The sequence below is a fragment of the Serratia marcescens genome (genome assembly GCF_001902635.1).
Lineage (GTDB): Bacteria > Pseudomonadota > Gammaproteobacteria > Enterobacterales > Enterobacteriaceae > Serratia > Serratia marcescens_F.
Genome location: NZ_MJAO01000016.1, coordinates 18,638 through 41,939 on the forward strand (window position 1 = coordinate 18,638; position 23,302 = coordinate 41,939).

At 59.7% G+C, this 23,302-nt stretch carries 21 protein-coding genes and 1 other RNA gene; 13 read left to right on the forward strand and 9 right to left on the reverse strand.

What is annotated here, in order from left to right; genetic code table 11:
• Positions 1 to 185: 185 nt before the first annotated feature.
• The gene (locus BHU62_RS16355; protein WP_073532943.1) at positions 186 to 854 is read right to left on the reverse strand and encodes a DUF1345 domain-containing protein; all 669 of its coding nucleotides are present in this window, start codon (positions 852 to 854) and stop codon (positions 186 to 188) included.
• Between the two features lie 205 nt (positions 855 to 1,059).
• Between BHU62_RS16355 and mscS the strand changes: the two genes are divergently transcribed.
• Positions 1,060 to 1,926 carry a small-conductance mechanosensitive channel MscS gene (gene mscS / locus BHU62_RS16360; RefSeq protein WP_073532944.1) on the forward strand — a complete coding sequence of 289 codons (867 nt, stop codon included), beginning with the start codon at positions 1,060 to 1,062 and terminating at the stop codon, positions 1,924 to 1,926.
• An 82-nt stretch (positions 1,927 to 2,008) separates the two neighbouring features.
• Here mscS and BHU62_RS16365 read toward each other — a convergent pair whose 3' ends face one another.
• The 3 genes from BHU62_RS16365 to BHU62_RS16375 all read right to left on the reverse strand — a co-directional run bounded on the left by BHU62_RS16365 (position 2,009) and on the right by BHU62_RS16375 (position 5,564).
• Positions 2,009 to 3,358: an MFS transporter gene (locus tag BHU62_RS16365; protein WP_073532945.1), complete on the reverse strand. Its 1,350-nt coding sequence runs from the start codon at positions 3,356 to 3,358 to the stop codon at positions 2,009 to 2,011.
• Positions 3,359 to 3,529: 171 nt separating this feature from the next.
• Positions 3,530 to 4,561 (reverse strand): methionine synthase, encoded by a 1,032-nt coding sequence (locus BHU62_RS16370; protein WP_073532946.1) that lies wholly within the window; start codon positions 4,559 to 4,561, stop codon positions 3,530 to 3,532.
• Positions 4,562 to 4,586: 25 nt separating this feature from the next.
• On the reverse strand, positions 4,587 to 5,564 hold the full coding sequence (locus BHU62_RS16375) for a DUF1852 domain-containing protein (RefSeq protein ID WP_073532947.1): 978 nt from the start codon (positions 5,562 to 5,564) through the stop codon (positions 4,587 to 4,589).
• A gap of 319 nt (positions 5,565 to 5,883) precedes the next feature.
• On the opposite strand from BHU62_RS16375, the gene BHU62_RS16380 reads away from it, so the two are divergent.
• Entirely contained in the window at positions 5,884 to 6,423 is a 540-nt protein-coding gene (locus tag BHU62_RS16380; RefSeq protein ID WP_073532948.1) for a DUF2058 domain-containing protein, read from the forward strand.
• Between the two features lie 7 nt (positions 6,424 to 6,430).
• Here BHU62_RS16380 and BHU62_RS16385 read toward each other — a convergent pair whose 3' ends face one another.
• Entirely contained in the window at positions 6,431 to 7,129 is a 699-nt protein-coding gene (locus BHU62_RS16385) for an RluA family pseudouridine synthase (protein ID WP_073532949.1), read from the reverse strand.
• Between the two features lie 218 nt (positions 7,130 to 7,347).
• Here BHU62_RS16385 and argO point away from each other — a divergent pair, with 218 nt between their 5' ends.
• A complete protein-coding gene (gene argO, locus BHU62_RS16390; RefSeq protein WP_073532950.1) occupies positions 7,348 to 7,965 on the forward strand; it encodes an arginine exporter ArgO in 618 nt (205 codons plus the stop codon).
• 120 nt (positions 7,966 to 8,085) lie between these two features.
• Complete coding sequence (locus BHU62_RS16395; protein WP_073532951.1) at positions 8,086 to 8,817, forward strand: oxidative stress defense protein; 732 nt, start codon at positions 8,086 to 8,088, stop codon at positions 8,815 to 8,817.
• 48 nt (positions 8,818 to 8,865) lie between these two features.
• On the opposite strand, the gene BHU62_RS16400 is transcribed toward BHU62_RS16395, so the two are convergent.
• Complete coding sequence (locus BHU62_RS16400; protein WP_019455625.1) at positions 8,866 to 9,759, reverse strand: LysR family transcriptional regulator ArgP; 894 nt, start codon at positions 9,757 to 9,759, stop codon at positions 8,866 to 8,868.
• A gap of 203 nt (positions 9,760 to 9,962) precedes the next feature.
• On the opposite strand from BHU62_RS16400, the gene rpiA reads away from it, so the two are divergent.
• Positions 9,963 to 10,619 carry a ribose-5-phosphate isomerase RpiA gene (gene rpiA, locus BHU62_RS16405; RefSeq protein WP_073532952.1) on the forward strand — a complete coding sequence of 219 codons (657 nt, stop codon included), beginning with the start codon at positions 9,963 to 9,965 and terminating at the stop codon, positions 10,617 to 10,619.
• A 292-nt stretch (positions 10,620 to 10,911) separates the two neighbouring features.
• Positions 10,912 to 12,150: a phosphoglycerate dehydrogenase gene (gene serA, locus BHU62_RS16410; RefSeq protein ID WP_073532953.1), complete on the forward strand. Its 1,239-nt coding sequence runs from the start codon at positions 10,912 to 10,914 to the stop codon at positions 12,148 to 12,150.
• A 54-nt stretch (positions 12,151 to 12,204) separates the two neighbouring features.
• On the opposite strand, the gene BHU62_RS16415 is transcribed toward serA, so the two are convergent.
• From BHU62_RS16415 to zapA, 3 genes are all read right to left on the reverse strand, one after another.
• Complete coding sequence (locus BHU62_RS16415) at positions 12,205 to 12,813, reverse strand: 5-formyltetrahydrofolate cyclo-ligase (protein WP_073532954.1); 609 nt, start codon at positions 12,811 to 12,813, stop codon at positions 12,205 to 12,207.
• A gap of 53 nt (positions 12,814 to 12,866) precedes the next feature.
• A non-coding RNA gene (gene ssrS / locus BHU62_RS16420) (6S RNA) lies at positions 12,867 to 13,049 on the reverse strand.
• A 41-nt stretch (positions 13,050 to 13,090) separates the two neighbouring features.
• The gene (gene zapA / locus BHU62_RS16425) at positions 13,091 to 13,420 is read right to left on the reverse strand and encodes a cell division protein ZapA (protein WP_004931621.1); all 330 of its coding nucleotides are present in this window, start codon (positions 13,418 to 13,420) and stop codon (positions 13,091 to 13,093) included.
• Between the two features lie 319 nt (positions 13,421 to 13,739).
• On the opposite strand from zapA, the gene BHU62_RS16430 reads away from it, so the two are divergent.
• From BHU62_RS16430 to gcvP, 7 genes are all read left to right on the forward strand, one after another.
• Positions 13,740 to 14,318, forward strand: coding sequence for a YecA family protein (locus BHU62_RS16430; protein WP_078062080.1), 579 nt, complete (start codon positions 13,740 to 13,742; stop codon positions 14,316 to 14,318).
• 55 nt (positions 14,319 to 14,373) lie between these two features.
• Positions 14,374 to 15,687: a Xaa-Pro aminopeptidase gene (gene pepP, locus BHU62_RS16435; RefSeq protein ID WP_073532956.1), complete on the forward strand. Its 1,314-nt coding sequence runs from the start codon at positions 14,374 to 14,376 to the stop codon at positions 15,685 to 15,687.
• Between the two features lie 4 nt (positions 15,688 to 15,691).
• Positions 15,692 to 16,870 carry a 2-octaprenyl-6-methoxyphenyl hydroxylase gene (gene ubiH, locus BHU62_RS16440; protein ID WP_073532957.1) on the forward strand — a complete coding sequence of 393 codons (1,179 nt, stop codon included), beginning with the start codon at positions 15,692 to 15,694 and terminating at the stop codon, positions 16,868 to 16,870.
• A gap of 80 nt (positions 16,871 to 16,950) precedes the next feature.
• Positions 16,951 to 18,153 carry an FAD-dependent 2-octaprenylphenol hydroxylase gene (ubiI, locus tag BHU62_RS16445; protein ID WP_073532958.1) on the forward strand — a complete coding sequence of 401 codons (1,203 nt, stop codon included), beginning with the start codon at positions 16,951 to 16,953 and terminating at the stop codon, positions 18,151 to 18,153.
• Between the two features lie 508 nt (positions 18,154 to 18,661).
• Entirely contained in the window at positions 18,662 to 19,759 is a 1,098-nt protein-coding gene (gcvT, locus tag BHU62_RS16450) for a glycine cleavage system aminomethyltransferase GcvT (protein WP_073532959.1), read from the forward strand.
• Between the two features lie 164 nt (positions 19,760 to 19,923).
• Positions 19,924 to 20,310, forward strand: coding sequence for a glycine cleavage system protein GcvH (gene gcvH, locus BHU62_RS16455; protein ID WP_073532960.1), 387 nt, complete (start codon positions 19,924 to 19,926; stop codon positions 20,308 to 20,310).
• 92 nt (positions 20,311 to 20,402) lie between these two features.
• Positions 20,403 to 23,282: an aminomethyl-transferring glycine dehydrogenase gene (gene gcvP, locus BHU62_RS16460; RefSeq protein WP_073532961.1), complete on the forward strand. Its 2,880-nt coding sequence runs from the start codon at positions 20,403 to 20,405 to the stop codon at positions 23,280 to 23,282.
• The last annotated feature ends 20 nt before the right edge of the window (positions 23,283 to 23,302 follow it).

Here is a 23,302-nt window from a genome sequence, read left to right on the forward strand (position 1 = left end):
TCCCTGCGGGGAGCCTTTTTGTTTATGACAAGCCTGATGGCGTTGCCTGGCTTGCCGTTGGCAAAATATAAAAAATAAGGAAAATCAATCTATTGATTTTCGGCTGATGACCACAAAGGAGGAGAAACCACGTTTTTTCCTCCTTTGTTTGTGAGTTAAAGGCTCCCTGCGGGGAGCCTTTTTTTTCAGCCCAGCAGGCCGGCGCCGACGTTGATAGACAGGCCCAGTATCAGCATGTTGAAGGCGAAGGAGATCACTGACTGCAGCAGGGTAACCTTGCGCACCTCCGCCGCCCCGACCGCCACATCGGCGGTCTGCGACGCCACCGCTATAGTGAAAGAGAAGTAGGCGAAGTCCAGATAGGTTGGATCGGTGAGGTTGCCGGGGAACAGCAGCGGCAACGGATTCTGCTGCGCGCCCTGGCGATAAAACTGATGGGCGTAGTGCATGGTGAAGGCGGTCGGCAGCAGCAGCCAGGAAACCGTCAACGTGGCGCCGGTCAGCATCAGATGCAGCGTCTTCAGGGAGCCCGCCACCTGTTTGGCGCTGCTCAGTTCAAACAGGATCGCCAGTAAACTGACCAGGCAACCGAGGCTGACCAGCGTCAGCACCATGCTGGCGCTTTCATCTTGCCGGCGGGCGATCTGGCGGATGTGCTGCGGCGTGCTGATCAGCATCAGCCGCCAGAGAAACAGCAGGTACAGCCAGGCCAGCGTGTTCCAGCCGATCATCAGCCGCTGCAGCAGCGAGAGCTGGGTGGGCAGCAACAGAAAACACAGCAGCCCGGCGCCCACGGAGAGCAGCAGCCTGGGCCGTACCTGCCAATAGTGTTTGAGTGAAGAACGGATATGCATGATGAACGGGTTCCTTGTCGTGAAACGGCCAGCGCGCTGTTCTCAGCATAGAAGAAGCGGCGGGCAGATTCGGCTATTTTTAACGCTGACGGTTGGCATGGGCCTTTAATGTTGGTTACCCTTAGGCGGTGGTTTCCTACTGGCCGCCGAGGTCAGTGTATTTTTGCGAGTTTCTCCCGTTAGGGACAGAGTTAGGACGACACGAATGAAAGATTTGAATGTAGTAGACGGCATCAATGGTGCCGGCGACTGGTTGGTGAAGAACCAGGATCTGTTGATCCAGTACGCGGTGAACATCGTCGCCGCCATCGTTATCCTGATCATCGGTTCGATTGTGGCCCGCGTGGTCGGCAATGCGTTGAACCGCGTGATGAAGCTGCGCGGCATCGACGCCACGGTCGCGGACTTCCTGTCGGCGATCGTGCGCTACGGCGTGCTGGCGTTTACCTTCATCGCGGTGCTGGGGCGCGTCGGCGTACAGACCACCTCGGTGATCGCCGTGCTGGGTGCCGCCGGTTTGGCCGTCGGCCTGGCGCTGCAAGGCTCGCTGTCCAACTTTGCCGCCGGCGTGCTGCTGGTGATCTTCCGTCCGCTGCGCGTGGGTGAATATGTCGATCTGGGCGGCGTGGCCGGTACCGTCGATCAGGTGCAGATTTTCTCTACCACCCTGCGGACTTCTGACAACAAAACCATCGTGGTGCCGAACGGTAAAATCATCGCCGGCAACATCATCAACTACTCCCGCGAGCCGAACCGCCGTGTGGATATCGTGGTGGGCGTAGCCTACAACGCTGATATCGACGTGGTGAAGAAAGTGCTGGGCGACGTGATCGCCGCCGACAAGCGCATCATGCACGCCAAAGGCGTGACCGTGCGTCTGAACGAGATGGCGCCGTCTTCCCTGAACTTCGTCACCCGTTCCTGGACCACCAACGCGGAATACTGGAACGTGTACTTCGATCTGATGGAGAACTTCAAGCGTGCGCTGGATGCCCACAACATCGGCATTCCGTTCCCGCAGATGGACGTGCACCTGTATCGCACCGAAAACGCTTCCGCCAAGGCGGAATAACGCAGAAGGGGGCCTTGGCCCCCTTTTTCATTGCAGGCCGAGACGCCACCGATGGCGTCTCGGCCTTTTCTTTTCCGCGAGTTTAGGTGCCAGCGACAGGTTTGGCGAGCGGTGCGCGGCGGTGCAGATTGAGGCGATAGAGCAGGAAGATGGCGACTGCGCCCAGCAGCGCCGGCAGCGCCAGCCAGAGGAAGAACACGTCCGGCGAGCCGGCGGCGGTCATCATCCAGGCGCCGAGCATCGAGCCGACGATCGAGCCGAAGCGGCCGTTGGCCATGGCCCAGCTGACGCCGGTCACGCGGGCTGCGGTCGGGTAAAGGGTGGCGGAGACCAGGTTCAGGCCGTTTTGCGCGCCGGCCACGCCGAAGCCTATCAGGAACACGACGGCGGCCAGCGTGTAGACGTCGCCCATCAGATACCCGGTCGCGCCGATCACCAGTGCGGCGCCCAGGTAGGAGACGGCCAGCACGCGGTAGGGCCCGACCCGGTCCATCAGCAGCGCCATCAGGATGGCGCCCAGGGTGCCGCCGAGCGGCACCATCGCCCCGATGCGCGAGGCGTGGGCGATATCGTAACCGGCGTCTTTGAGGATCGTCGGCAGCCAACTGGTGAGCAGGTAGAACACGAACAGCGAGCAGAAGAACGCCGCCCACAGCAACAGGGTGCGCACGGCGCGCCCTTCGATAAACAGGTGCGAGATCGGCGATTTGGCCTGCGCCGGGCGTTCGTCATCGACAATTGTCACGCCTGCCCAGCTTTGGCCAGTAATGCGTTCGACCACCCGACGCAGCCGATCGGCATGTTTGGCGTTGGCGGCCATAAAGCGTACCGACTCGGGCATCTGCCAGGCCAGCAGCGGCAGCAGCACCAATGGCGCAATGCCACCGACCAGCAGCACACCGCGCCAGCCGAACGCCGGGATGATCTGCCCGGCCAGCAGGCCGCCCAGGGCCAATCCGGCGGTAAAGCCGCTCCAGCTCAGGGTAACCATCAGCATGCGCCGGCGCGCCGGTGAGTACTCCGAGCTGAGGGTGATACAGGTCGGGATCGCGCCCCCGAGGCCAATGCCGGTGATGAAACGCAGCAGGGTCAGGGACTCGATCGATTGCGTATAGGCCGAAGCCAGGGTGCAGCCGCCAAACACCAGCACCGCGACGAGCAGCACGCGTTTACGGCCGATGGCGTCGGCGATCGGCCCGAACAGCAGGCTGCCGATCAGCAGGCCGAACAGCCCTGCGCCGAAGGCGGGGGAGAGCTGTGAGGGTTGCAGGCCCCACTCTTCGCGCAGTGCCGGGGCGATATAGCCGATGATGGCGGTATCGAAGCCGTCCAGCAGGGCGATCAGGAAACACAGGGTGAGGATGAGGATTTGATAAGGCGAGATCCTGGCGCGATCGATAATTTCGCTGATGCGAGCGGTATCTGGGCTCATGAGGGTTCCACTGTTATTAAGCTGGTGTGGGCTGGCTGAGGGGCCGTTCAGGCCGCTGTGGCTGGCATCGCGTAGAAATCCGAGTATACACCAGAGCGGGGGCGTTGCGGGGAGAGGGAGTCGATGATAATCGCCCGCCGCAGGAGGCTCCTGCGGCGGGCGCTGGCGCGGTTATTTGGCCAGCAGTTCCCGGCGCACGATCTCGGCACCCGCACTCAAGGCATTCAGCTTGCCGCTGGCGACCCGGCGAGGCAGGGGAGCCATGCCGCAGTTAGTGGAGGGATAGAGCTTGTCGGCATCGACAAACTGCAGCGCTTTACGCAGCGTAGCGGCCACTTCCTCCGGCGTCTCAACGGTATGATTCGCCACGTCAATGGCGCCGACCATCACTTTCTTACCGCGAATCAGTTCAAGCAGATCCATCGGCACGTGCGAGTTATGGCACTCCAGCGAGATGATATCGATGTTAGACGTTTGCAGTTTAGGAAACGCCTCTTCATATTGCCGCCATTCCGAGCCCAGCGTCTTTTTCCAGTCGGTATTGGCTTTAATGCCGTATCCATAGCAGATATGTACCGCTGTTTCACACTTAAGCCCTTCAATGGCTTTTTCCAGGGCGGCGATGCCCCAGTCATTCACCTCATCAAAGAACACATTAAACGCGGGCTCATCAAACTGAATAATGTCGACGCCTGCAGCCTCGAGCTCTTTGGCTTCCTGATTGAGGATCTTGGCGAATTCCCAGGCCAACTTTTCGCGGCTTTTATAGTGGTTGTCATAGAGCGTGTCGATCATGGTCATCGGCCCCGGTAGGGCCCATTTAATCGGCTGATCGGTCAGCTGGCGTAAAAATTTGGCGTCTTCAACGAAAACGGGTTTTTGACGCGCGACCGCGCCCACGACGCTCGGCACGCTCGCCTCATAGCGATTGCGGATTTTAACCACTTCGCGTTTCTCGAAATCGACGCCGCTGAGGTGTTCGATAAACGTGGTGACGAAGTGCTGGCGCGTTTGCTCTCCATCGCTGACGATATCGATGCCGGCCTGCTGTTGCTCTACCAGCGACAAACGCAGAGCGTCCTGTTTGCCTTCGATTAATTCTTCATTCTGCAATTTCCAGGGCGACCACAGGGTTTCCGGCTGGGCCAGCCAGGAAGGTTTGGGCAAGCTGCCTGCGGTCGACGTCGGGAGCAATATTTTCATAATAGATGACCTGTATTTGAGTGAATCAAAGCGCGTAGTGAGCAGACCATTGCTCAAGAATATGTTGGTAGGGTTTAATAAATTGCTCTTGCGTAAATTTCCCCTGCTCAATCGCTAACTGGCTACGCTCTTCGCGATCGTAAACAATCTTGGTTAATGAATGATCCTGGTTATTCAGGCTTGGCTGATAGCATTGCCCTGCCGCCGAGTTGGCATTGTAAATTTCAGGCCGATAGATTTTTTGGAACGTCTCCATCGTGCTGATGGTGCCTATCAGCTCAAGGTTGGTATAATCGCTCAGCAAATCCCCCGGGAAATAAAACGCCAGGGGCGCGACGCTATTTTTCGGCATGAAATAGCGCACCTGCAGGCCCATTTTCTTAAAATACCGGTCGGTCAGCGAAGCGCCGTCTTGCCGATACTCGTCGCCCAAGACCGGGTGTTGATTGCCCGTCCGATGATAGGTGTCTTTGCTGGATACGCTCAGGCAGATCACCGGCGGTTTGCTGAAATTCTCATGGTATGCATTTGAATTGACGAAGTGCTTAAAGATATTGCCGTGCAAATCGCCGAAATCATCCGGAATGTTGAATTCCGCTTGGTTTTTATTGTGCGCCGGCAGCAAGACGCTAAAGTCATAATCGCGCACGTAAGAAGAGAAATTATTCCCTACGATGCCCTCAATGCGCTTTTGCGTTTTTTTATCAATGATGTTGGTTTTCAGGATTTCGATCACCGGGAAGCTGGCGCCATGATCTTCAATGCGCATCTCAACCGAAATGATTTCAAGTTCGACTGAGTAACGATCGGCCTTGGGGTTATCCCAAGACGCCAATGTATTGAAGCGATTGTCAATCATCGCCAACGTGTTGCGTAAGTTCTCCCGGCGGTTTTTCCCTCTGGCCAAATTAGCAAAGTTGGTCGTGATACGCGTGCTTTCAGAAGGGTTATAGTCTTCATTGAAAGAACTGCTCTTAATCGTAAAGGTAAAGTCTTTATTCATCGTCTTATGGCATCCTGTTATATGATATGAAGAATTTTTTTATCCATTTTTTTTCAATGGGTTGTTTTTTTATTTTTTCATTCAACCGCTTTCATATCGTCTATCGTTAATGAGGTCTATTTTTGCCAGAGTCCTGGGGGGAGTGAAAGAGACTTAATTTCATTACGACATGAGCCGCGTTCATGATCTGGCGTTCGGGCCGGTTTGTCGTCGTTTCCCGATCGCGCAAGCCGCTCGGTGCGCCGGGCCGGCAACCTGGTGCAGCCTCAGAAAATGCAGGTATAATCCCCCCCATGACCCAACGGCTTTAGACACGAACATGACAAAACTCACTTTACAAGAGCAGATGCTCAAAGCGGGCTTGGTGACCAGCAAGAAAATGGCCAAAGTCCAAAGAACGGCTAAGAAATCGCGCGTTCAGGCCCGTGAGGCCAGAGAAGCGGTGGAAGAAAATAAAAAGGCACAGCTTGAGCGCGATAAGCAGCTGAACGAGCAGCAAAAGCAAGCCGCGTTATCTAAAGAATATAAAGCGCAGGTGAAGCAGCTGATCGAGATGAACCGCATCGCTCTGACGAAAGGCGATATCGGTTTTAATTTCACCGACGGTAACTTGATTAAAAAAATCCTGGTGGATAAGGCGACACAAACCCAGCTGATTAACGGCCGTCTTGCCATTGCGCGCTTGGTTGTCGATGGTCGTGAAGAGTGTGAATACGCGATTATTCCCGCGAGCGTTGCCGATAAGATCGCGCAGCGTGATGCGGCCAGCATTGTGCTGCATAGCGCGCTGAGTCAGGAAGAACAGGATGAAGACGATCCGTACGCCGACTTTAAAGTGCCCGATGATTTGATGTGGTAAGCCGCGTTCAGAACGGCGCCGCGTGACGGGCGGTTATCCGCTCGCCGCTAATAGGATGCGCAAAGTCCAGCTCGCTGGCGTGCAGCATCAGCCGCGGCGTCTGTTCGGTCCCCGGCAGCAGGCGCCCGCCATACAGATCGCAGCCTAAAATAGGGTGGCCCAACTGCCGGCTGTGAATACGCAATTGGTGGGTGCGCCCGGTCTCCGGGGTTAGCTGCACCCGCGTCAACGGCAGCAATGTCCCGTCCGCCAACTCGCGATAAAAACGCTCAATGACCCGATAGCGAGAGCGGGCGGGTTTGCCGCGGATGGCGCAAATCGACATCAGCGGGAACAGCGCCGGATCTTTGGCGATCGCCGCGTCTATCACCCCTTCGTTATGCGCCAGATGGCCGCAGAGCAGCGCGCTGTACACTTTGTTCACGGTGCGCTCGCTGAACTGCCGGCAGAGGGCGGCGTTGATTGCCTTATTGCGGGCAATCACCATCAACCCGGAAGTACCGAAATCCAGGCGATGCACCAGGGCGCAGCCAGGGAAGACCTGCACCAGCCGATGATGCACCGAATCGAGATTTTGCGGATTTTTCCCCGAGAGGCTGAGCAAACCGGCGGGTTTGTTGACCAGCGCCAGGTGTGCGTCCTGATAGAGGATCTCGATGTCGTCATGACACGGCGGGGCGATAAAGGTATCGGTAATCGTAGACATTGGGCGTCCGGCGGGAGAGTGGGAGCGGATGATAGCGAATTTTTCGCCGGTGGGCGAATTCGATGAAGCTGCCGCGTCTATCCCTGTGGTTGGAGTATTAGCACCTCTGATGCAGGATTAGAAACATCAATTTCACCTAATGATCGCTTCCTCGTATGATGCGCGAGTTGACCGATACGCGCCCTCGTCCGGCGCCTTTTATTATTCGAGGAATCCCCATGTTAGCCGTCTTCCTGCAGGGTTTTGCCCTGAGCGCCGCCATGATCCTGCCGCTGGGCCCGCAGAACGTATTCGTGATGAATCAGGGTATCCGCCGTCAGTATCACCTGATGATTGCCTCACTGTGCGCGTTGAGCGATATCGCGCTGATCTGCGCCGGTATTTTCGGCGGCAGTGCGCTGCTGACCCGTTCGCCGTTGCTGCTGGCGCTGGTGACCTGGGGCGGGGTGGCGTTTCTGCTGTGGTACGGTTGGGGGGCGTTCCGCTCCGTCTTCAGCCCACAGCCGGCGCAGGCCGCGGCGCAGGAGCTGGCGCAGAGCCGCTGGCGTATCGTGATCACCATGCTGGCGGTCACTTGGCTGAACCCGCACGTCTATCTGGACACCTTCGTGGTGCTCGGCAGCCTGGGCGGGCAACTGACGGCGGACGTGCGCTCCTGGTTCGCGCTCGGTGCTGTCAGCGCGTCGGTCGTGTGGTTCTTCGGTTTGGCGCTGTTGGCCTCCTGGCTGGCGCCGTGGCTGAACACCCAGCGGGCGCAGCGCATCATCAACGCGCTGGTCGGTTTGGTGATGTGGGGCATCGCGCTGCAGCTGGCCTGGCAGGGGGCAAGTTTATAAGAATTTGTCACTAATCCGAATTTAAAACGCCGCGCGATATGCTACGTTTGATGCCAGGAATCCGGCGGTTCTCACAGGGAAAAGCCGGTGATCAGAGACAGCCTGTCATAAGGAGACACTGTGAAGCTAAAAGCATTGGCTATGGCCGCAATGGTCGGATTAGGGACGTTACCTATGGCGCTGCAGGCGGCCGAAGTGCCTGAAGGGCCGCACGTCGTCACCTCCGGCACCGCCAGCGTAGACGCCACGCCGGACATCGCCACCCTGGCGATCGAAGTGAGCGTTTCCTCCAAAGACGCCGCCCAGGCGAAGAAGCAGGTGGACGAGCGTGTAGCGCAGTACTTTGATTTCCTGCAGAAAAATAACATCGAGAAGAAAGACATCAGTGCCGCCAATCTGCGCACCCAGCCGGAGTACGACTACCTGAAAACGGGTGAGTCGGTGCTGAAGGGCTACCGGGCGGTGCGTCAGGTGCAGGTGACCCTGCGCCAGCTGGACAAGCTGAACGAGCTGCTGGACGGCGCGTTGAAATCCGGCCTGAACGAGATCCGCGCGGTGGAGTTGGGCGTTGCCAAGCCGGACGTGTATCGCGAGCAGGCGCGGCAGAAAGCGATCGAGAATGCGACTCAGCAGGCCGAATCGCTGGCCAAAGGTTTCAACGCCAAGCTGGGGCCGGTGTACAGCATTCGCTATCGAGTCGCCAACTACCAGCCGATGCCGGTGGCACGGATGTATAAGGCGGCCGGTGCGGCGGCGGAAAGCGACGCGGCGCAGACTTATGAACAGCAAAGCATTCACTTCGACGATCAGGTGGATGTGGTGTTCGAGCTGCAGCGCAACGCCACGCAGTAAGATCGGGGTATCGATGAAAAGGTTCGCTGCGGCGAACCTTTTTTCGTTTTAATCCTGGCGCAGCACTTGGTGGCCATGCTCCAGCAGCGCGTCGGTGACCTTGCGCATCATGCGGCTTTCCGGCGCGAAGCGGTGCCAGTACAGCATGCGGCGCTGATACAGCCCCGGTGTCAGATCGATCAGTTCACCGGATTCCAGCTCCTTTTCGATCTGCAGGTGCGGGATCATACAGCAAGTGGTGCCCTGGCGCGCCAGCTGCACGAAGGCTTCCGATGAGTTAACGATGTGGCAGGGCACGCTGCCCGGCGACAGATCGAAGTTCTGCTGCAGGAACGCCTGGTGCATGTCGTCGAGATGGTCGAAGGCCACCGCCGGTGCTTTCAGCAGCGCGGAGCGGGTGACGCCGTTGGGGAAATAGCGCTCGGCGAAGCCGCTGGATGCCACGAACAGGTAGTCCAGCGCCCCCAGCCGATCCACCAGGCAGCTCGGCAGCGGCTGCGGCTGAATACTTACCGCGCCCACCACTTCACCGCGGCGTAGCCGCTCCTGGGTGCGCGTTTCATCTTCTACCTGCAGGTTCAGGCGAATGGGGGAGTCCGCCAGCACCGGCTTCAGCGCCGGCAGCAGCCAGGTCGCCAGACTGTCGGCGTTGACCGCCAGCGACAGCAGCAGCGGCGTATCGACGCCGGTATCGTTGCCCAGCCACTCTTCTTCCAGCAGCTCCACCTGATGCAGCAGCGCCAGTAGCTTTTGCCCTTGTTCGGTCGGACGCGGCGGCACGGTGCGGACCAGCAGCGGTTGGCCGAACAGATTTTCCAGCTGTTTGATGCGTTGGGATACCGCCGATTGCGTGATACAGAGTTTTTGAGCGGCGCGCTCGAAGCCGCGCTCACGGATCACCGCGTCCAGCGCTTGCAGCGTTCGATAGTCTGGGCGTTTCATCGGAAAGATATCCCTTAAATTAGAATGATACCGGCACTATGCCACATTTTGCGTGCGGCGCAGGTGTAAAAATCACGCCCCGCCTCGCCGCTATGCGGGTAAAAATGCGGGCTGCGGTAAATAAGTGTGATCCTGCCGGCGTGAAAAACAGCGTTTTACCCTATAATACGCACACGTTTTCGTACAGAGGCAAGGGACATATTATGACGCAGGATGAACTGAAAAAAGCGGTGGGCTGGGCGGCGCTGGAATACGTGACGCCGGGCACCATTGTTGGGGTCGGTACCGGCTCTACCGCTTCCCACTTTATTGACGCGCTGGGCTCCATCAAGCACCAGATCGAAGGCGCGGTGTCCAGCTCCGACGCCTCCACCGCCAAGCTGAAAAGCCTCGGCATCCACGTGTTCGACAGCAACGAAGTGGACTCGCTCGATATCTACGTGGACGGCGCGGACGAAATCAACGGCCATATGCAGATGATCAAGGGCGGCGGCGCTGCGCTGACGCGTGAGAAGATCATCGCCGCTATCGCCAAGAAATTCATCTGTATCGTCGACGGCAGCAAACAGGTGGACGTGCTGGGCAAGTTCCCGCTGCCGGTGGAAGTGATCCCGATGGCCCGTTCCTACGTAGCGCGCGAGTTGGTGAAACTGGGCGGCCTGCCGGAGTATCGCCAGAACGTGGTGACCGACAACGGCAATGTGATCCTGGACGTGCATAACCTGAGCATCACCGACGCCATCGCGTTGGAGAACAAGATCAACGGCATCGCCGGTGTGGTGACCGTCGGGCTGTTCGCCAATCGCGGCGCCGACGTGGCGCTGGTCGGCACCCCGGAAGGGGTGAAAGTGGTTAAATAAGCCTCTGCGATCTGTGGCCCGGTGGCGCCGGGCCGCATAATTCTTCGGTTAAAATATCTTTTCTGAAAAGCGGCAAATTTGGTGACTTATGTCACATTGTGAAAACTGACTCCCCAAAGCTTCTGCCGAAAACTTTCCCAATGGCATTTTCTGCCAGAAACCGCCAAGAACGCTGCGCCTTGTCCTGCAGGGCAGGCAATCGTTTGTATTGCCGCCCGCGTTATTTTTGTTATGTTGGATGGGAGCTGTGTCGCAACAGCCGCTTCTGAAGTCTGAACATAGGGTCGGGTAAATGGCAAAAGTATCATTGGAGAAAGACAGGATTAAATTCCTGTTGGTGGAAGGGGTTCATCAGAGCACGGTAGACAATCTGCGAGCCGCCGGTTATACCAACATCGAATACCATAAGGGTGCGTTAGACACCGAATCGCTGAAAGCGTCCATCCGCGATGCGCACTTCATCGGCATCCGATCGCGTACGCATCTGACCGAAGAGGTTTTCGCCGCCGCAGAGAAACTGGTGGCGGTGGGCTGCTTCTGTATCGGCACCAACCAGGTTGATCTGAAAGCGGCGACCAAGCGCGGCGTTCCGGTCTTCAACGCTCCCTTCTCCAATACCCGATCCGTGGCCGAAATGGTGCTGGGCGAGCTGCTGTTGATGCTGCGCGGCATTCCGGCCGCCAACGCCAAGGCACACCGCGGCGTGTGGCATAAACTGGCCGTGGGCTCTTACGAAGCGCGCGGTAAGAAACTGGGCATTATCGGCTACGGCCATATCGGCACCCAGCTGGGCATTCTGGCCGAAGGCTTGGGCATGAAGGTGTTCTTCTACGATATTGAGAACAAGCTGCCGCTGGGCAATGCGCAGCAGGTGCGTCATCTGTCCGATCTGCTCAACATGAGCGACGTGGTGACGCTGCATGTGCCGGAAACGCCATCCACCAAGAACATGATGGGTGCGGAAGAGCTGGCGCTGATGAAACCGGGGGCCATCCTGATCAACGCCTCGCGCGGCACCGTGGTGGATATTCCCGCACTGTGCAATGCGCTGGCCAGCAATCACCTGGCAGGGGCGGCGATCGACGTCTTCCCGGAAGAGCCGGCGACCAACAGCGATCCGTTCAACTCGCCGCTGTGCGAGTTCGACAACGTGTTGCTGACGCCGCACATCGGCGGCTCCACCCAGGAAGCGCAGGAGAACATCGGCGACGAAGTGGCCGGCAAACTGGCGAAATACTCCGACAACGGGTCGACCCTGTCGGCGGTCAACTTCCCGGAAGTGTCGCTGCCGGCGCATGGCCCGAACGCCAGCCGCCTGCTGCACATCCACGAAAACCGTCCGGGCGTGCTGACGCAGATTAACCAGATCTTCGCCGAAGAGGGGGTTAACATCGCCGCACAGTATCTGCAAACCGGGCCGGAAATCGGCTACGTGGTGATCGACATCGAAGCGGAAACCGCGCGCGCCGACGCCGCGCTGCAGCGCATGAAGGCCATCGACGGCACCATTCGCGCCCGTCTGCTGTTCTGATTCGGCGGCGCGCCGCATTAAATAATGAAAAGGCCGGATTGATCCGGCCTTTTGCTATTTGGGCTCCCGCCACGCCCAGCTGCAGATTGGGGTGAGGATTTCCGGCAGCGGGATATCCCAATGTTCGGTCGGCAGGTGCTCCACCTGTTGGCAATCATGAGCCAGGCCGATGGGATAGGGGCCGCCGCTCCGCCAATTTTGCAAGGTGCGATCGTAAAAGCCGCCGCCCATGCCCAGGCGCTGTCCGGTGTGATCGAACGCCACCAGCGGGGTTAGAACCACGTCCAGTTCGCCGAGCGGCAGCACCTGGCGCACATCGAGGCGCGGTTCGAGTATATTGAAGCGGTTGCGTGTCAGCGGGGTCTCCGGCGTATAGCGCAGGAACAGCAGGTGGCCTGGGCTAAACGGGTGCAGAACCGGCAAATAAACCCGTTTGCCCAACGCCCACAGCCGCTCGATCAGCGGCCCGGTGTCGAGTTCGCCGTCAAACGGCAAAAATACTGCGATGCTGTGCGCCGCCTGAATATGCGCGTGTGCGGTAAGGCGTTCGGCGATCTTTTCTGCGGCAAAGCGTTGTTGTTCCGGCGTAAGCTCGCGCCGACGTTGGCGAATGAGTTGACGGATAGTTTGGCGTTGTTGCGCGTATTGAGGTTGAAAAGACATAGGATCAGGCTTGCTCAGTGTGGCGTTCAGCACACATAAACCGCTGAGAAGGGGGAATCTCCGAGATGCCGTCGCAGGCTGTAACCCTTGAACCCATGGTTCAAGGTGAACGTGCCGTCGCAATCTTAAGGCTTCTCGGCGCACCGAGCGTGCTCACCGATCGCGGAGCAACACATTCTGTTTGTACTAAATATCGGCTCAGGGGACTGGCCCGCTGGCGAACATCTCAGAGAAATTTTGTACTCGCTGCTGAAAACTGTGATTTCAACAACTTAAGTTATTCGAATTGTGCATCCTGACGTTCAGAGATGCGACCTTGTTCAAGCAGCGCTTGTTCAATGGTCTGCTGCAGCATCCGTATGCGTTGTTCCATATTGGACGCATAGTCACGAGTTTTCAACCGTTCTTGAGCAAGTTCGTGACAGACGTTCAATGCCGCGATGAAAACCAGTTGCTCAGTATTGGAGACTCTAGTGCGAACTTTTAGATCTTGCAACCGTTGGTTAAGATCGTCCGCCGCCATATTCAACGCATCTTGTTGTTCTGGCGGGCAATTGACTCTTAACGAGCGGCCAAAAATTTGAATATCTACCGGTTGTGCAGACATGCCACCTTCCTGCCTAAATTTCGCGCCAGCCCCGTCCGCCCTTGCCGGGCCGCCAAAGCGGGCGCCACTATATATACCTCGGTACCAAGATACAACCCCTTTTTCAGTACCTGGTTGTAATCTACTGTGACAGACATTGCCAGTCAAAAAAGGGTTTCAAAATGCGTATTTAGCGCTCTTTCGCCACCCGCCGGCACAGTGTGAGACCTGCCACATCACGATTATAACTAGCCACTGAGGTGTCGCGCTTATCTGGTATAGCGACGGACCTTGGTGGTAGCATACCACGAACTTATCCTGCCAACGATGACGAATGCGCATGTCTATACAGAATACATTTCCAAGTTACCAATCTTTGACCGTAGCCCTCAACCAGCAGGCGGTGGCGCTGACCGCGGCAGAAATGCACGGCCTGATCAGCGGGCTGCTGTGCGGCGGCAGCCGTGACGCCGGCTGGCAGGCGCTGGTGCACGATCTGACCAACGAAGGAGTCGCTTTCCCACAGGCGCTCAGCCAACCGCTGCAACAGTTGTATGAAGTGACGCGCGAAACGCTGGAAGACGACGAGTTCCTGTTCCAACTGATGTTGCCGGAAGGGGAGATCGTCAGCGTGTTCGATCGTGCCGATGCGCTGGCCGGTTGGGTCAACCACTTCCTGCTCGGGCTGGGCATGATGCAGCCGAAGCTGGCTCAGGTGAAAGACGAAGTCGGGGAAGCGATCGACGATCTGCGCAACATCGCGCAGCTGGGCTACGATGAAGACGAAGATCAGGAAGAGCTGGAGCAGTCGCTGGAAGAAGTGGCGGAGTATGTGCGGGTCGCCGCCATCATGTGCCACGGCGAATTCACCCGTCGCAAGCCGACGGCGCCGGAAAACATCAAACCGACGTTGCACTAAACGTCATATCGCCCCTCCGCCGGCGGTGCGGATGGCATGATTTCAGGAGAAGGTAATGACTCAGCAGGAATTCAACAACCGCCGTCAGGCGCTGTTGGCGAAAATGGCTCCGGCCAGCGCGGCGGTTATTTTCTCTGCGCCGGAAGCGACGCGCAGTGCAGATTCAGACTATCCCTATCGGCAGAACAGCGACTTTTGGTACCTGACCGGCTTCAATGAGCCGGAAGCGGTGCTGGTGCTGATCAAAAGCGACGAAACGCACAACCACAGCGTGCTGTTTAATCGGGTGCGCGATCTGACGGCGGAAATTTGGTTTGGCCGCCGCCTGGGGCAAGATGCCGCGCCGGCAAAGCTGGGTGTGGATCGCGCGCTGCCGTTCGATGAAATCAACGACCAGCTGCATCTGCTGCTCAACGGCCTGGACGTGGTCTACCATGCGCAGGGTGAATACGCCTATGCCGATCAGATCCTGTTTGGCGCGCTGGACAAGTTGCGCAAGGGGTTCCGCCAGAGTCTGCAGGCGCCGGCCACCGTCACCGACTGGCGTCCGTGGCTGCACGACATGCGCCTGTTCAAATCACCGGAGGAGCTGGCGGTGATGCGCCGCGCCGGTGAGATCAGCGCACTGGCGCATACCCGTGCGATGGAAAAATGCCGTCCGGGCATGTTCGAATACCAACTGGAGGCGGAAATTCACCATGAGTTCACCCGTCTCGGCGCCCGCTACCCGTCTTACAACACCATCGTCGGCAGCGGCGAAAACGGCTGTATCCTGCACTACACCGAGAACGAGAGCCAGATGCGCGACGGCGATTTGGTGCTGATCGACGCCGGTTGCGAGTATCAGGGGTACGCCGGCGATATCACCCGCACCTTCCCGGTCAACGGCAAATTCAGCCGGCCGCAGCGCGCGGTGTACGACATCGTGCTGACGTCGCTGCTGCGTGCGCTGGAGCTGTTCAAGCCTGGCACCAGCATCCGCGAGGTCAACGACGAAGTGGCGCGTATCATGATCGTCGGGCTGGTGGAACTGGGCGTGTTGAAGGGCGAAGTGGAGCAGTTGGTGGCCGAGCAGGCACACCGGCAGTTCTTCATGCACGGGTTGAGCCACTGGCTGGGCCTCGACGTGCACGACGTCGGCCACTACGGCACGCCGAGCCGCGATCGGGTGTTGGAGCCGGGCATGGTGTTGACCGTTGAACCGGGGCTGTACATCGCGCCGGATGCGGATGTGCCGGTGGAATACCGCGGTATCGGCATTCGCATCGAGGATGACATTTTGATCACCGCGGACGGCAATGAAAACCTGACCGCCGCCGTGGTGAAAGACGCCGATGCCATCGAAGCGTTGATGGCGGCGGCAAGGTAACGGAATGAGCGTAATTATCGTTGGCGGCGGCATGGCGGGCGCGACGTTGGCGCTGGCCATCTCGGCGCTTACTCAGGGACGAATGGCGGTGGATCTGGTCGAGGCAACCCGGCCGGATGACCGCAGCCACCCAGGCTTTGACGCCCGCGCCATCGCTCTGGCACAGGGCACCTGTCAACAGCTGGCGCGTATCGGCGTCTGGCCGGCGCTGCGCGACTGCGCCACGCCGATTACGCAGGTGCACGTCAGCGATCGCGGCCACGCCGGTTTCGTCAATCTGCAGGCGCAGGATTACCAGGTCGATGCGCTTGGCCAGGTGATCGAACTGCACGACGCCGGGCAGCGGCTGTTCGCGCTGCTGGCGAAGGCGCCGGGCGTCACGCTGCACTGCCCGGCGCGGGTGGTGGACGTGATCCGTACCGCAGAGCGGGCGGAAGTGCTGCTGGACAGCGGTCTGCGCCTCAGCGGGCAACTGCTGGTGGCGGCCGACGGTTCGCGTTCGGCGTTGGCTCAGGCCTGCAACATGCAGTGGCGGCAGGAGGACTACCCGCAGTTCGCCACCATCGCCAACGTCACTACGGCGGAAGATCCGCAGGGGCGTGCCTTTGAGCGCTTTACCCGCTACGGGCCGCTGGCGCTACTGCCGATGTCGCAGGGGCGCAGTTCGCTGGTGTGGTGCCATGCGCGCGAAGATCGCGCCCTGGTTGATGCCTGGGACGACGCGCGTTTTATCGCCGAGCTGCAACAGGCTTTCGGCTGGCGCCTGGGGCGTATCCTCAAGGCCGGTAAACGGCACAGTTATCCGCTCAGCCTGCTGACCGCCGATCGCCATGTCAGCCACCGGCTGGCGCTGGTGGGCAACGCGGCGCAGACGCTGCACCCGATCGCCGGGCAGGGGTTCAACCTCGGCCTGCGCGACGTAATGTCGCTGGCGGAAACGCTGGCGGAAGCGGCGCGCAGCGGCGAAGACGCCGGCGGTTATGCGCTGCTGAGCCGTTATCAGCAGCGACGGCAAAAAGATCAACAGTCGACGATCGGCGTGACCGACGGGCTGATCCACCTGTTCGCCAACCGTTATGGCCCGTTGGTGGTCGGCCGCAATCTGGGGCTGATGGCGATGGAGCGCTTGCCGGCGGTGCGCGACGCCTTCGCCAAGCGCACGCTGGGCTGGGTGGAACGTTAGACACAGAGTCGGGCGCCCTGTCGCGCGCCCAAAGTGCGGCGCGGCAAGGCGTCGCGCGTTATTTAAGGAAATCGAGCAGCATGCAATCATTTGACGTGATTATCGCCGGTGGCGGTATGGTGGGGCTGGCATTGGCCTGCGGCTTGCAGGGCAGCGGGCTGCGCGTGGCGGTGCTGGAGCAGCGCCAGCCGGACATGGCGCCGCCGTCGGAGCAGCCTGCGCTGCGCGTCTCCGCCATCAATGCCGCCAGCGAGCGTTTGCTGCAGCACATCGGCGTGTGGGACGACATTCTCCAGTTGCGCGCCAGCGCCTACAACGCGATGGAAGTGTGGGATCGCGACAGCTTCGGCAAGATCGCCTTCCGCGGCGACGAGTGTGGCTTCAGTCATCTCGGTCACATCATCGAAAACTCGGTGATCCAGCAGGCGCTGTGGAAGCGCGCCGAAAGCCTGTCGGACATCACGCTGATTACCCCGGCCGCGCTCAAGCAGGTGGCGTGGGGCGAAAACGACGCCTTCGTCACGCTGGAGGACGGCCGCATGCTGACCGCTCGGTTGGTGATCGGTGCCGACGGTGCCCAGTCCTGGCTGCGCCAGCACGCCGACATCCCGCTCACCTTCTGGGATTACCGCCACCACGCGCTGGTGGCCACCATTCGCACCGAAGAGCCGCATCAGGCGACGGCGCGGCAAATTTTCCACGGCGACGGCATTCTGGCGTTCCTGCCGTTCAGCGATCCGCATTTGAGTTCCATCGTCTGGTCGGTGACGCCGGAAGAAGCCGAACGGCTCAAGCAGCTGGAGCCGGAGCAATTCAACCGCGAACTGGCGATGACCTTCGATATGCGTCTGGGTGCCTGCAGCCTGGAAAGCGAACGGCTGGCGTTCCCGCTGACCGGCCGCTATGCGCGCAGTTTCGCCGCGCACCGCCTGGCGCTGGTGGGCGATGCGGCGCATACCGTGCATCCGCTGGCCGGGCAGGGCGTGAACCTGGGCTTTATGGACGCCGCCGAGCTGATTTCCGAACTGCGCCGCCTGCAGCGACAGGGCAAGGATATTGGCCAGCACCTCTATCTGCGCCGTTATGAGCGCCGCCGCAAACATGGCGCGGCGGTGATGTTGGCCAGCATGCAGGGCTTTCGCGAATTGTTCGACGGCAACCACCCGGCTAAAAAGTTGCTGCGCGACGTGGGCCTGCGGTTGGCGGACAGCCTGCCGGGCGTCAAACCGAAACTGGTGCGTCAGGCGATGGGCCTGAACGATCTGCCTGAGTGGCTTGCCTGATACCCTGCCTTCTGCGAGCCCCCTGGGGGCTCGCGCTTCTTGCCTTATGCCATCGCCTTTCCTTATATAACCCTTCATTTGAAATAATCTAATTTCAGCCGCTTTTTATCATTACTTTTTCTAATTCCATGCTCGGCTATCAAAAGTCGGAATTCCATGCCCGGCCATCGGTTTGTTATATAAGTTCGGAGTTTTGCCGCTTTAATTGTTAATTTTGTGCCTTAAAGCGCATTTTTCCAGTGAAAAACTCTGCACACTAGGCCGGCATTTTACCGCCCCTGAACGGCGATGAGCCTATTTTAACTTATGGTTAATGTGGTCGTTCGGTGATAAGTTCGAGGGAAAGGTATCGTTTGCGTCACGGCGGTTGCACGCAGTTTCCGCCCGTCCCGGCGCAGCATTTGTGTTGAGCAGTCAGTGCGCCATGGCGATCGGGCCGCGAGCCAGGCTCCGCCGCATTGCGTGGCAGCACCCTAACTTCTAGCGACCGAGTGGAAAGAGGGAAAAGATGGCAAAGCAAACCCCACTGTACGACCAGCACGTGGCGTGCGGTGCGCGCATGGTAGACTTTCACGGCTGGATGATGCCGCTGCACTACGGCTCGCAGCTCGATGAGCACCACGCGGTGCGTCAGGATGCCGGCATGTTCGACGTGTCTCACATGACCATTGTGGATCTGCGCGGCGCCCGCACCCGCGAGTTCCTGCGTTACCTGCTGGCGAACGACGTCGCCAAACTGACCCAACCCGGCAAAGCGCTGTACACCGGCATGCTGAATGCCTCTGGCGGCGTGATCGACGACCTGATCGTTTATTTCCTCACTGAAGACTATTTCCGCCTGGTGGTGAACTCCGCCACGCGTGACAAAGACCTCGCCTGGATCGAAGAGCACGCCGCGCCGTATGGCGTAGCGCTGACGGTGCGCGACGATCTGGCGCTGATCGCGGTGCAGGGCCCGCAGGCCAAAGAGCGCGCCGGCACCCTGTTCACCCCGGAACAAAAAAGCGCGGTCGAAGGCATGAAGCCATTCTTCGGCGTGCAGGCCGGCGAGCTGTTCATCGCCACTACCGGTTACACCGGCGAAGCCGGCTATGAGATCGCGCTGCCGAAAGCGCAGGCGGCGGATTTCTGGCAAAAATTGCTGGCCGCGGGCGTCAAGCCGGCCGGTCTGGGCGCGCGCGACACGCTGCGTCTGGAAGCGGGCATGAACCTCTACGGGCAAGAGATGGATGAAGGCGTTTCGCCGCTGGCCGCCAACATGGGATGGACCATCGCCTGGCAGCCGGAAGATCGCCGTTTCATCGGTCGCGAAGCGCTGGAACAACAGCGCGATCAAGGTACTGAGCAACTGGTCGGCTTGATCATGACGGAAAAAGGCGTATTACGTAATGAGTTGCCGGTGCGTTTCACCGACGCGGCAGGGCAAACCCACGAAGGCGTGATCACCAGCGGTTCGTTCTCTCCGACGCTGGGCTTCAGCATCGCGCTGGCGCGCGTGCCCGCCGGCATCGGCGAGCAGGCTATCGTGCAGATCCGCAACCGTGAAATGCCGGTCAAAGTGACCAAGCCCGGTTTCGTTCGCGCCGGCAAGCCGCTGACAAATTGATTTTTTATTGATTATTCCCTATGGATTTCGCGCTGCGGCCAGGCGGCAAGTGCGCGAGTCCTCGGGAGCTTACTGAAGTAAGTGACCGAGGTGAACGTACGCAGCCAACAACGCTGCGGTGTGAAAGACGACGGGAAATTATTTCTTCGAAGGAGTAACCGGCTATGAGCAATGTGCCAACAGAATTGAAATACGCATCCTCCCACGAGTGGGTTCGTTCAGAAGGTAACGGCGTTTACACCGTAGGCATCACCGAACACGCGCAGGAGCTGCTGGGCGATATGGTGTTTGTCGATCTGCCGGAAGTGGGCCGCAAAGTCGCCGCCGGTGAAGACTGCGCCGTGGCGGAATCTGTCAAGGCGGCGTCAGACATTTACGCGCCAATCAGCGGCGAAATCGTGGCGGTGAACGGCGAGCTGGAAAGCTCTCCGGAGCTGGTGAACAGCGAACCCTACGGTGAGGGCTTCCTGTTCCAGATTAAAGCCTCAGACGAAGGCGAGCTGGCGAATCTGCTGGACGCCGCGGCTTATCAGGCCTCGATCGACGAGTAATCGTGACCACGCCCCAGGCCTTTCGGCCGGGGCGTTTTAGTTACCGCTCAAGCTATATCCCGTATCACGCAAGCATTCAGGAATTTGTAGCAATGACTCAGACACTCAGCCAACTCGAACACAGCGAAGCGTTCATCGAACGCCACATCGGCTCTTCTGCGGAACAACGCCAGGAGTTGCTGGCAGCGGTGGGCGCACGCTCGCTCAGCGCGCTGATCCAACAGATCGTGCCGGCGGACATTCAGCTGCCGGGGCCGCCGCCGGTCGGCGACGCGGCGACCGAACACCAGGCGCTGGCTGAGCTGAAGGCGATCGCCTCGCAGAATCAGCGCTACAAATCCTATATCGGCATGGGCTACAGCGCCGTGCTGACGCCACCGGTGATCCTGCGCAACATGCTGGAAAATCCGGGCTGGTACACCGCTTACACCCCTTATCAGCCGGAAGTGTCGCAGGGCCGCCTGGAAGCGCTGCTGAACTTCCAGACCGTGACCCTCGATCTGACCGGCCTGGATCTGGCTTCCGCTTCGCTGCTGGATGAAGCCACCGCCGCCGCCGAAGCGATGGCCTTGGCCAAACGCGCCAGCAAGCTGAAAGACGCCAACCGCTTCTTCGTGGCCGACGATGTGCATCCGCAGACGCTGGACGTGGTACGCACCCGCGCCGAGACCTTCGGCTTCGACGTTATCGTCGATAAAGCAGAAAAAGTGCTGGAGCTGGACGGCGTGTTCGGCGTGCTGCTGCAGCAGGTGGGCACCACCGGCGAGCTGCACGACTACAGCGCGCTGCTGGCCGAATTGAAATCGCGCAAAATCATCACCAGCGTGGCCGCCGACATCATGGCCCTGGTGCTGCTGACCGCGCCGGGCAAGCAGGGCGCCGACGTGGTGTTCGGCTCCGCGCAGCGCTTCGGCGTGCCGATGGGCTACGGCGGCCCGCACGCCGCCTTCTTCGCCTGCCGCGACGAGTTCAAGCGCTCGATGCCGGGCCGCATCATCGGCGTTTCCCGCGATGCCGCCGGCAACACCGCGCTGCGTATGGCGATGCAAACCCGCGAGCAGCATATCCGCCGCGAGAAGGCCAACTCGAATATCTGTACTTCGCAGGTGCTGCTGGCCAACATCGCCAGCCTGTACGCGGTGTACCACGGCCCACAAGGGCTGCAGCGCATCGCCGGGCGTATCCATCGCCTGACCGACATTCTGGCCGCCGGGCTGCAGAAGGCCGGCCTGACGCTGCGTCACCACACTTGGTTCGACACCCTGACCGTTGAAGTGAAAGACAAGGCGGCGGTGCTGGAACGCGCGCTGAGCTTCGGCATCAACCTGCGTACCGACATCCACGGCGCAGTGGGCATCACGCTGGACGAAGCCACCTCGCGCGAAGACGTGCAAACGCTGTTCGCACTGCTGGCCGGCGACAACCACGGCCTGGACATCGACGCGCTGGACGCGGCGGTGAGCAAGAACAGCCAATCGATCCCGGCCGCCATGCTGCGCCAGGATCCGATCCTGACCCACCCGGTATTCAACCGTTATCACAGCGAAACCGAGATGATGCGTTATATGCATCGTCTGGAACGTAAGGATCTGGCGCTGAACCAGGCGATGATCCCGCTGGGTTCTTGCACCATGAAATTGAACGCCGCGGCGGAGATGATCCCGATCACCTGGCCTGAATTCTCCGAACTGCATCCGTTCTGCCCGCCGGAACAGGCTGCCGGCTACCAGCAGATGATCGGCCAACTGTCTCAGTGGCTGGTGCAGTTGACCGGCTATGACGCGGTGTGCATGCAGCCGAACTCCGGCGCGCAGGGCGAATACGCCGGCCTGCTGGCGATCCGCCGCTACCACGAAAGCCGCAACGAAGCGGGCCGTCATGTCTGCCTGATCCCGAGCTCCGCGCACGGCACCAACCCGGCTTCTGCCCAGATGGCGGGCATGAGCGTGGTGGTGGTCGCCTGCGACAAGAACGGCAACATCGATCTGCACGATCTGCGCGTCAAGGCGGAGCAGGCAGGCGAAGAACTCTCTTGCATCATGGTGACTTACCCGTCGACCCACGGCGTGTATGAAGAGACCATCCGCGAAGTGTGCCAGATCGTGCATCAGTTCGGCGGTCAGGTGTATCTGGACGGTGCCAACATGAACGCCCAGGTGGGCATCACCACGCCAGGCTACATCGGCGCGGATGTTTCGCATCTCAACCTGCATAAAACCTTCTGCATCCCGCACGGCGGCGGCGGCCCGGGCATGGGCCCGATCGGCGTGAAAGCGCACCTGGCACCGTTCGTGCCGGGCCACAGCGTGGTGCAGATCGACGGTGTGACCACCCAACAGGGCGCGGTTTCCGCGGCACCGTTCGGCAGCGCCTCCATCCTGCCTATCAGCTGGATGTATATCCGCATGATGGGTGCGGAAGGGCTGAAGCAGGCCAGCCAGATGGCGATCCTGAACGCCAACTACATCGCTACCCGTCTGAAAGGCGCGTACCCGATTCTGTATACCGGCCGCGATCACCGCGTGGCGCACGAATGTATCCTCGATATTCGTCCGCTGAAGGAAGAGACCGGCATCAGCGAAATGGACATCGCCAAGCGCCTGATCGACTTCGGCTTCCACGCGCCGACCATGTCGTTCCCGGTGGCGGGCACGCTGATGGTTGAGCCGACCGAGTCGGAAAGCAAAGTGGAGCTGGATCGCTTTATCGATGCGATGCTGGCGATCCGCAGCGAGATCGACCGCGTTGCCAAAGGCGAATGGCCGCTGGAGGACAACCCGCTGGTGAATGCGCCGCATGTGCAGGCGGAGCTGGTCAACGACTGGCAGCACCCGTACAGCCGCGAGCTGGCGGTGTTCCCGGTGGCCGGTGTGCGCGAGAACAAGTATTGGCCGAGCGTTAAGCGTCTGGACGACGTGTACGGCGACCGTAACCTGTTCTGCTCTTGCGTGCCGATGAGCGATTACGAATAACACGTTCGGCAAAGTTTGTG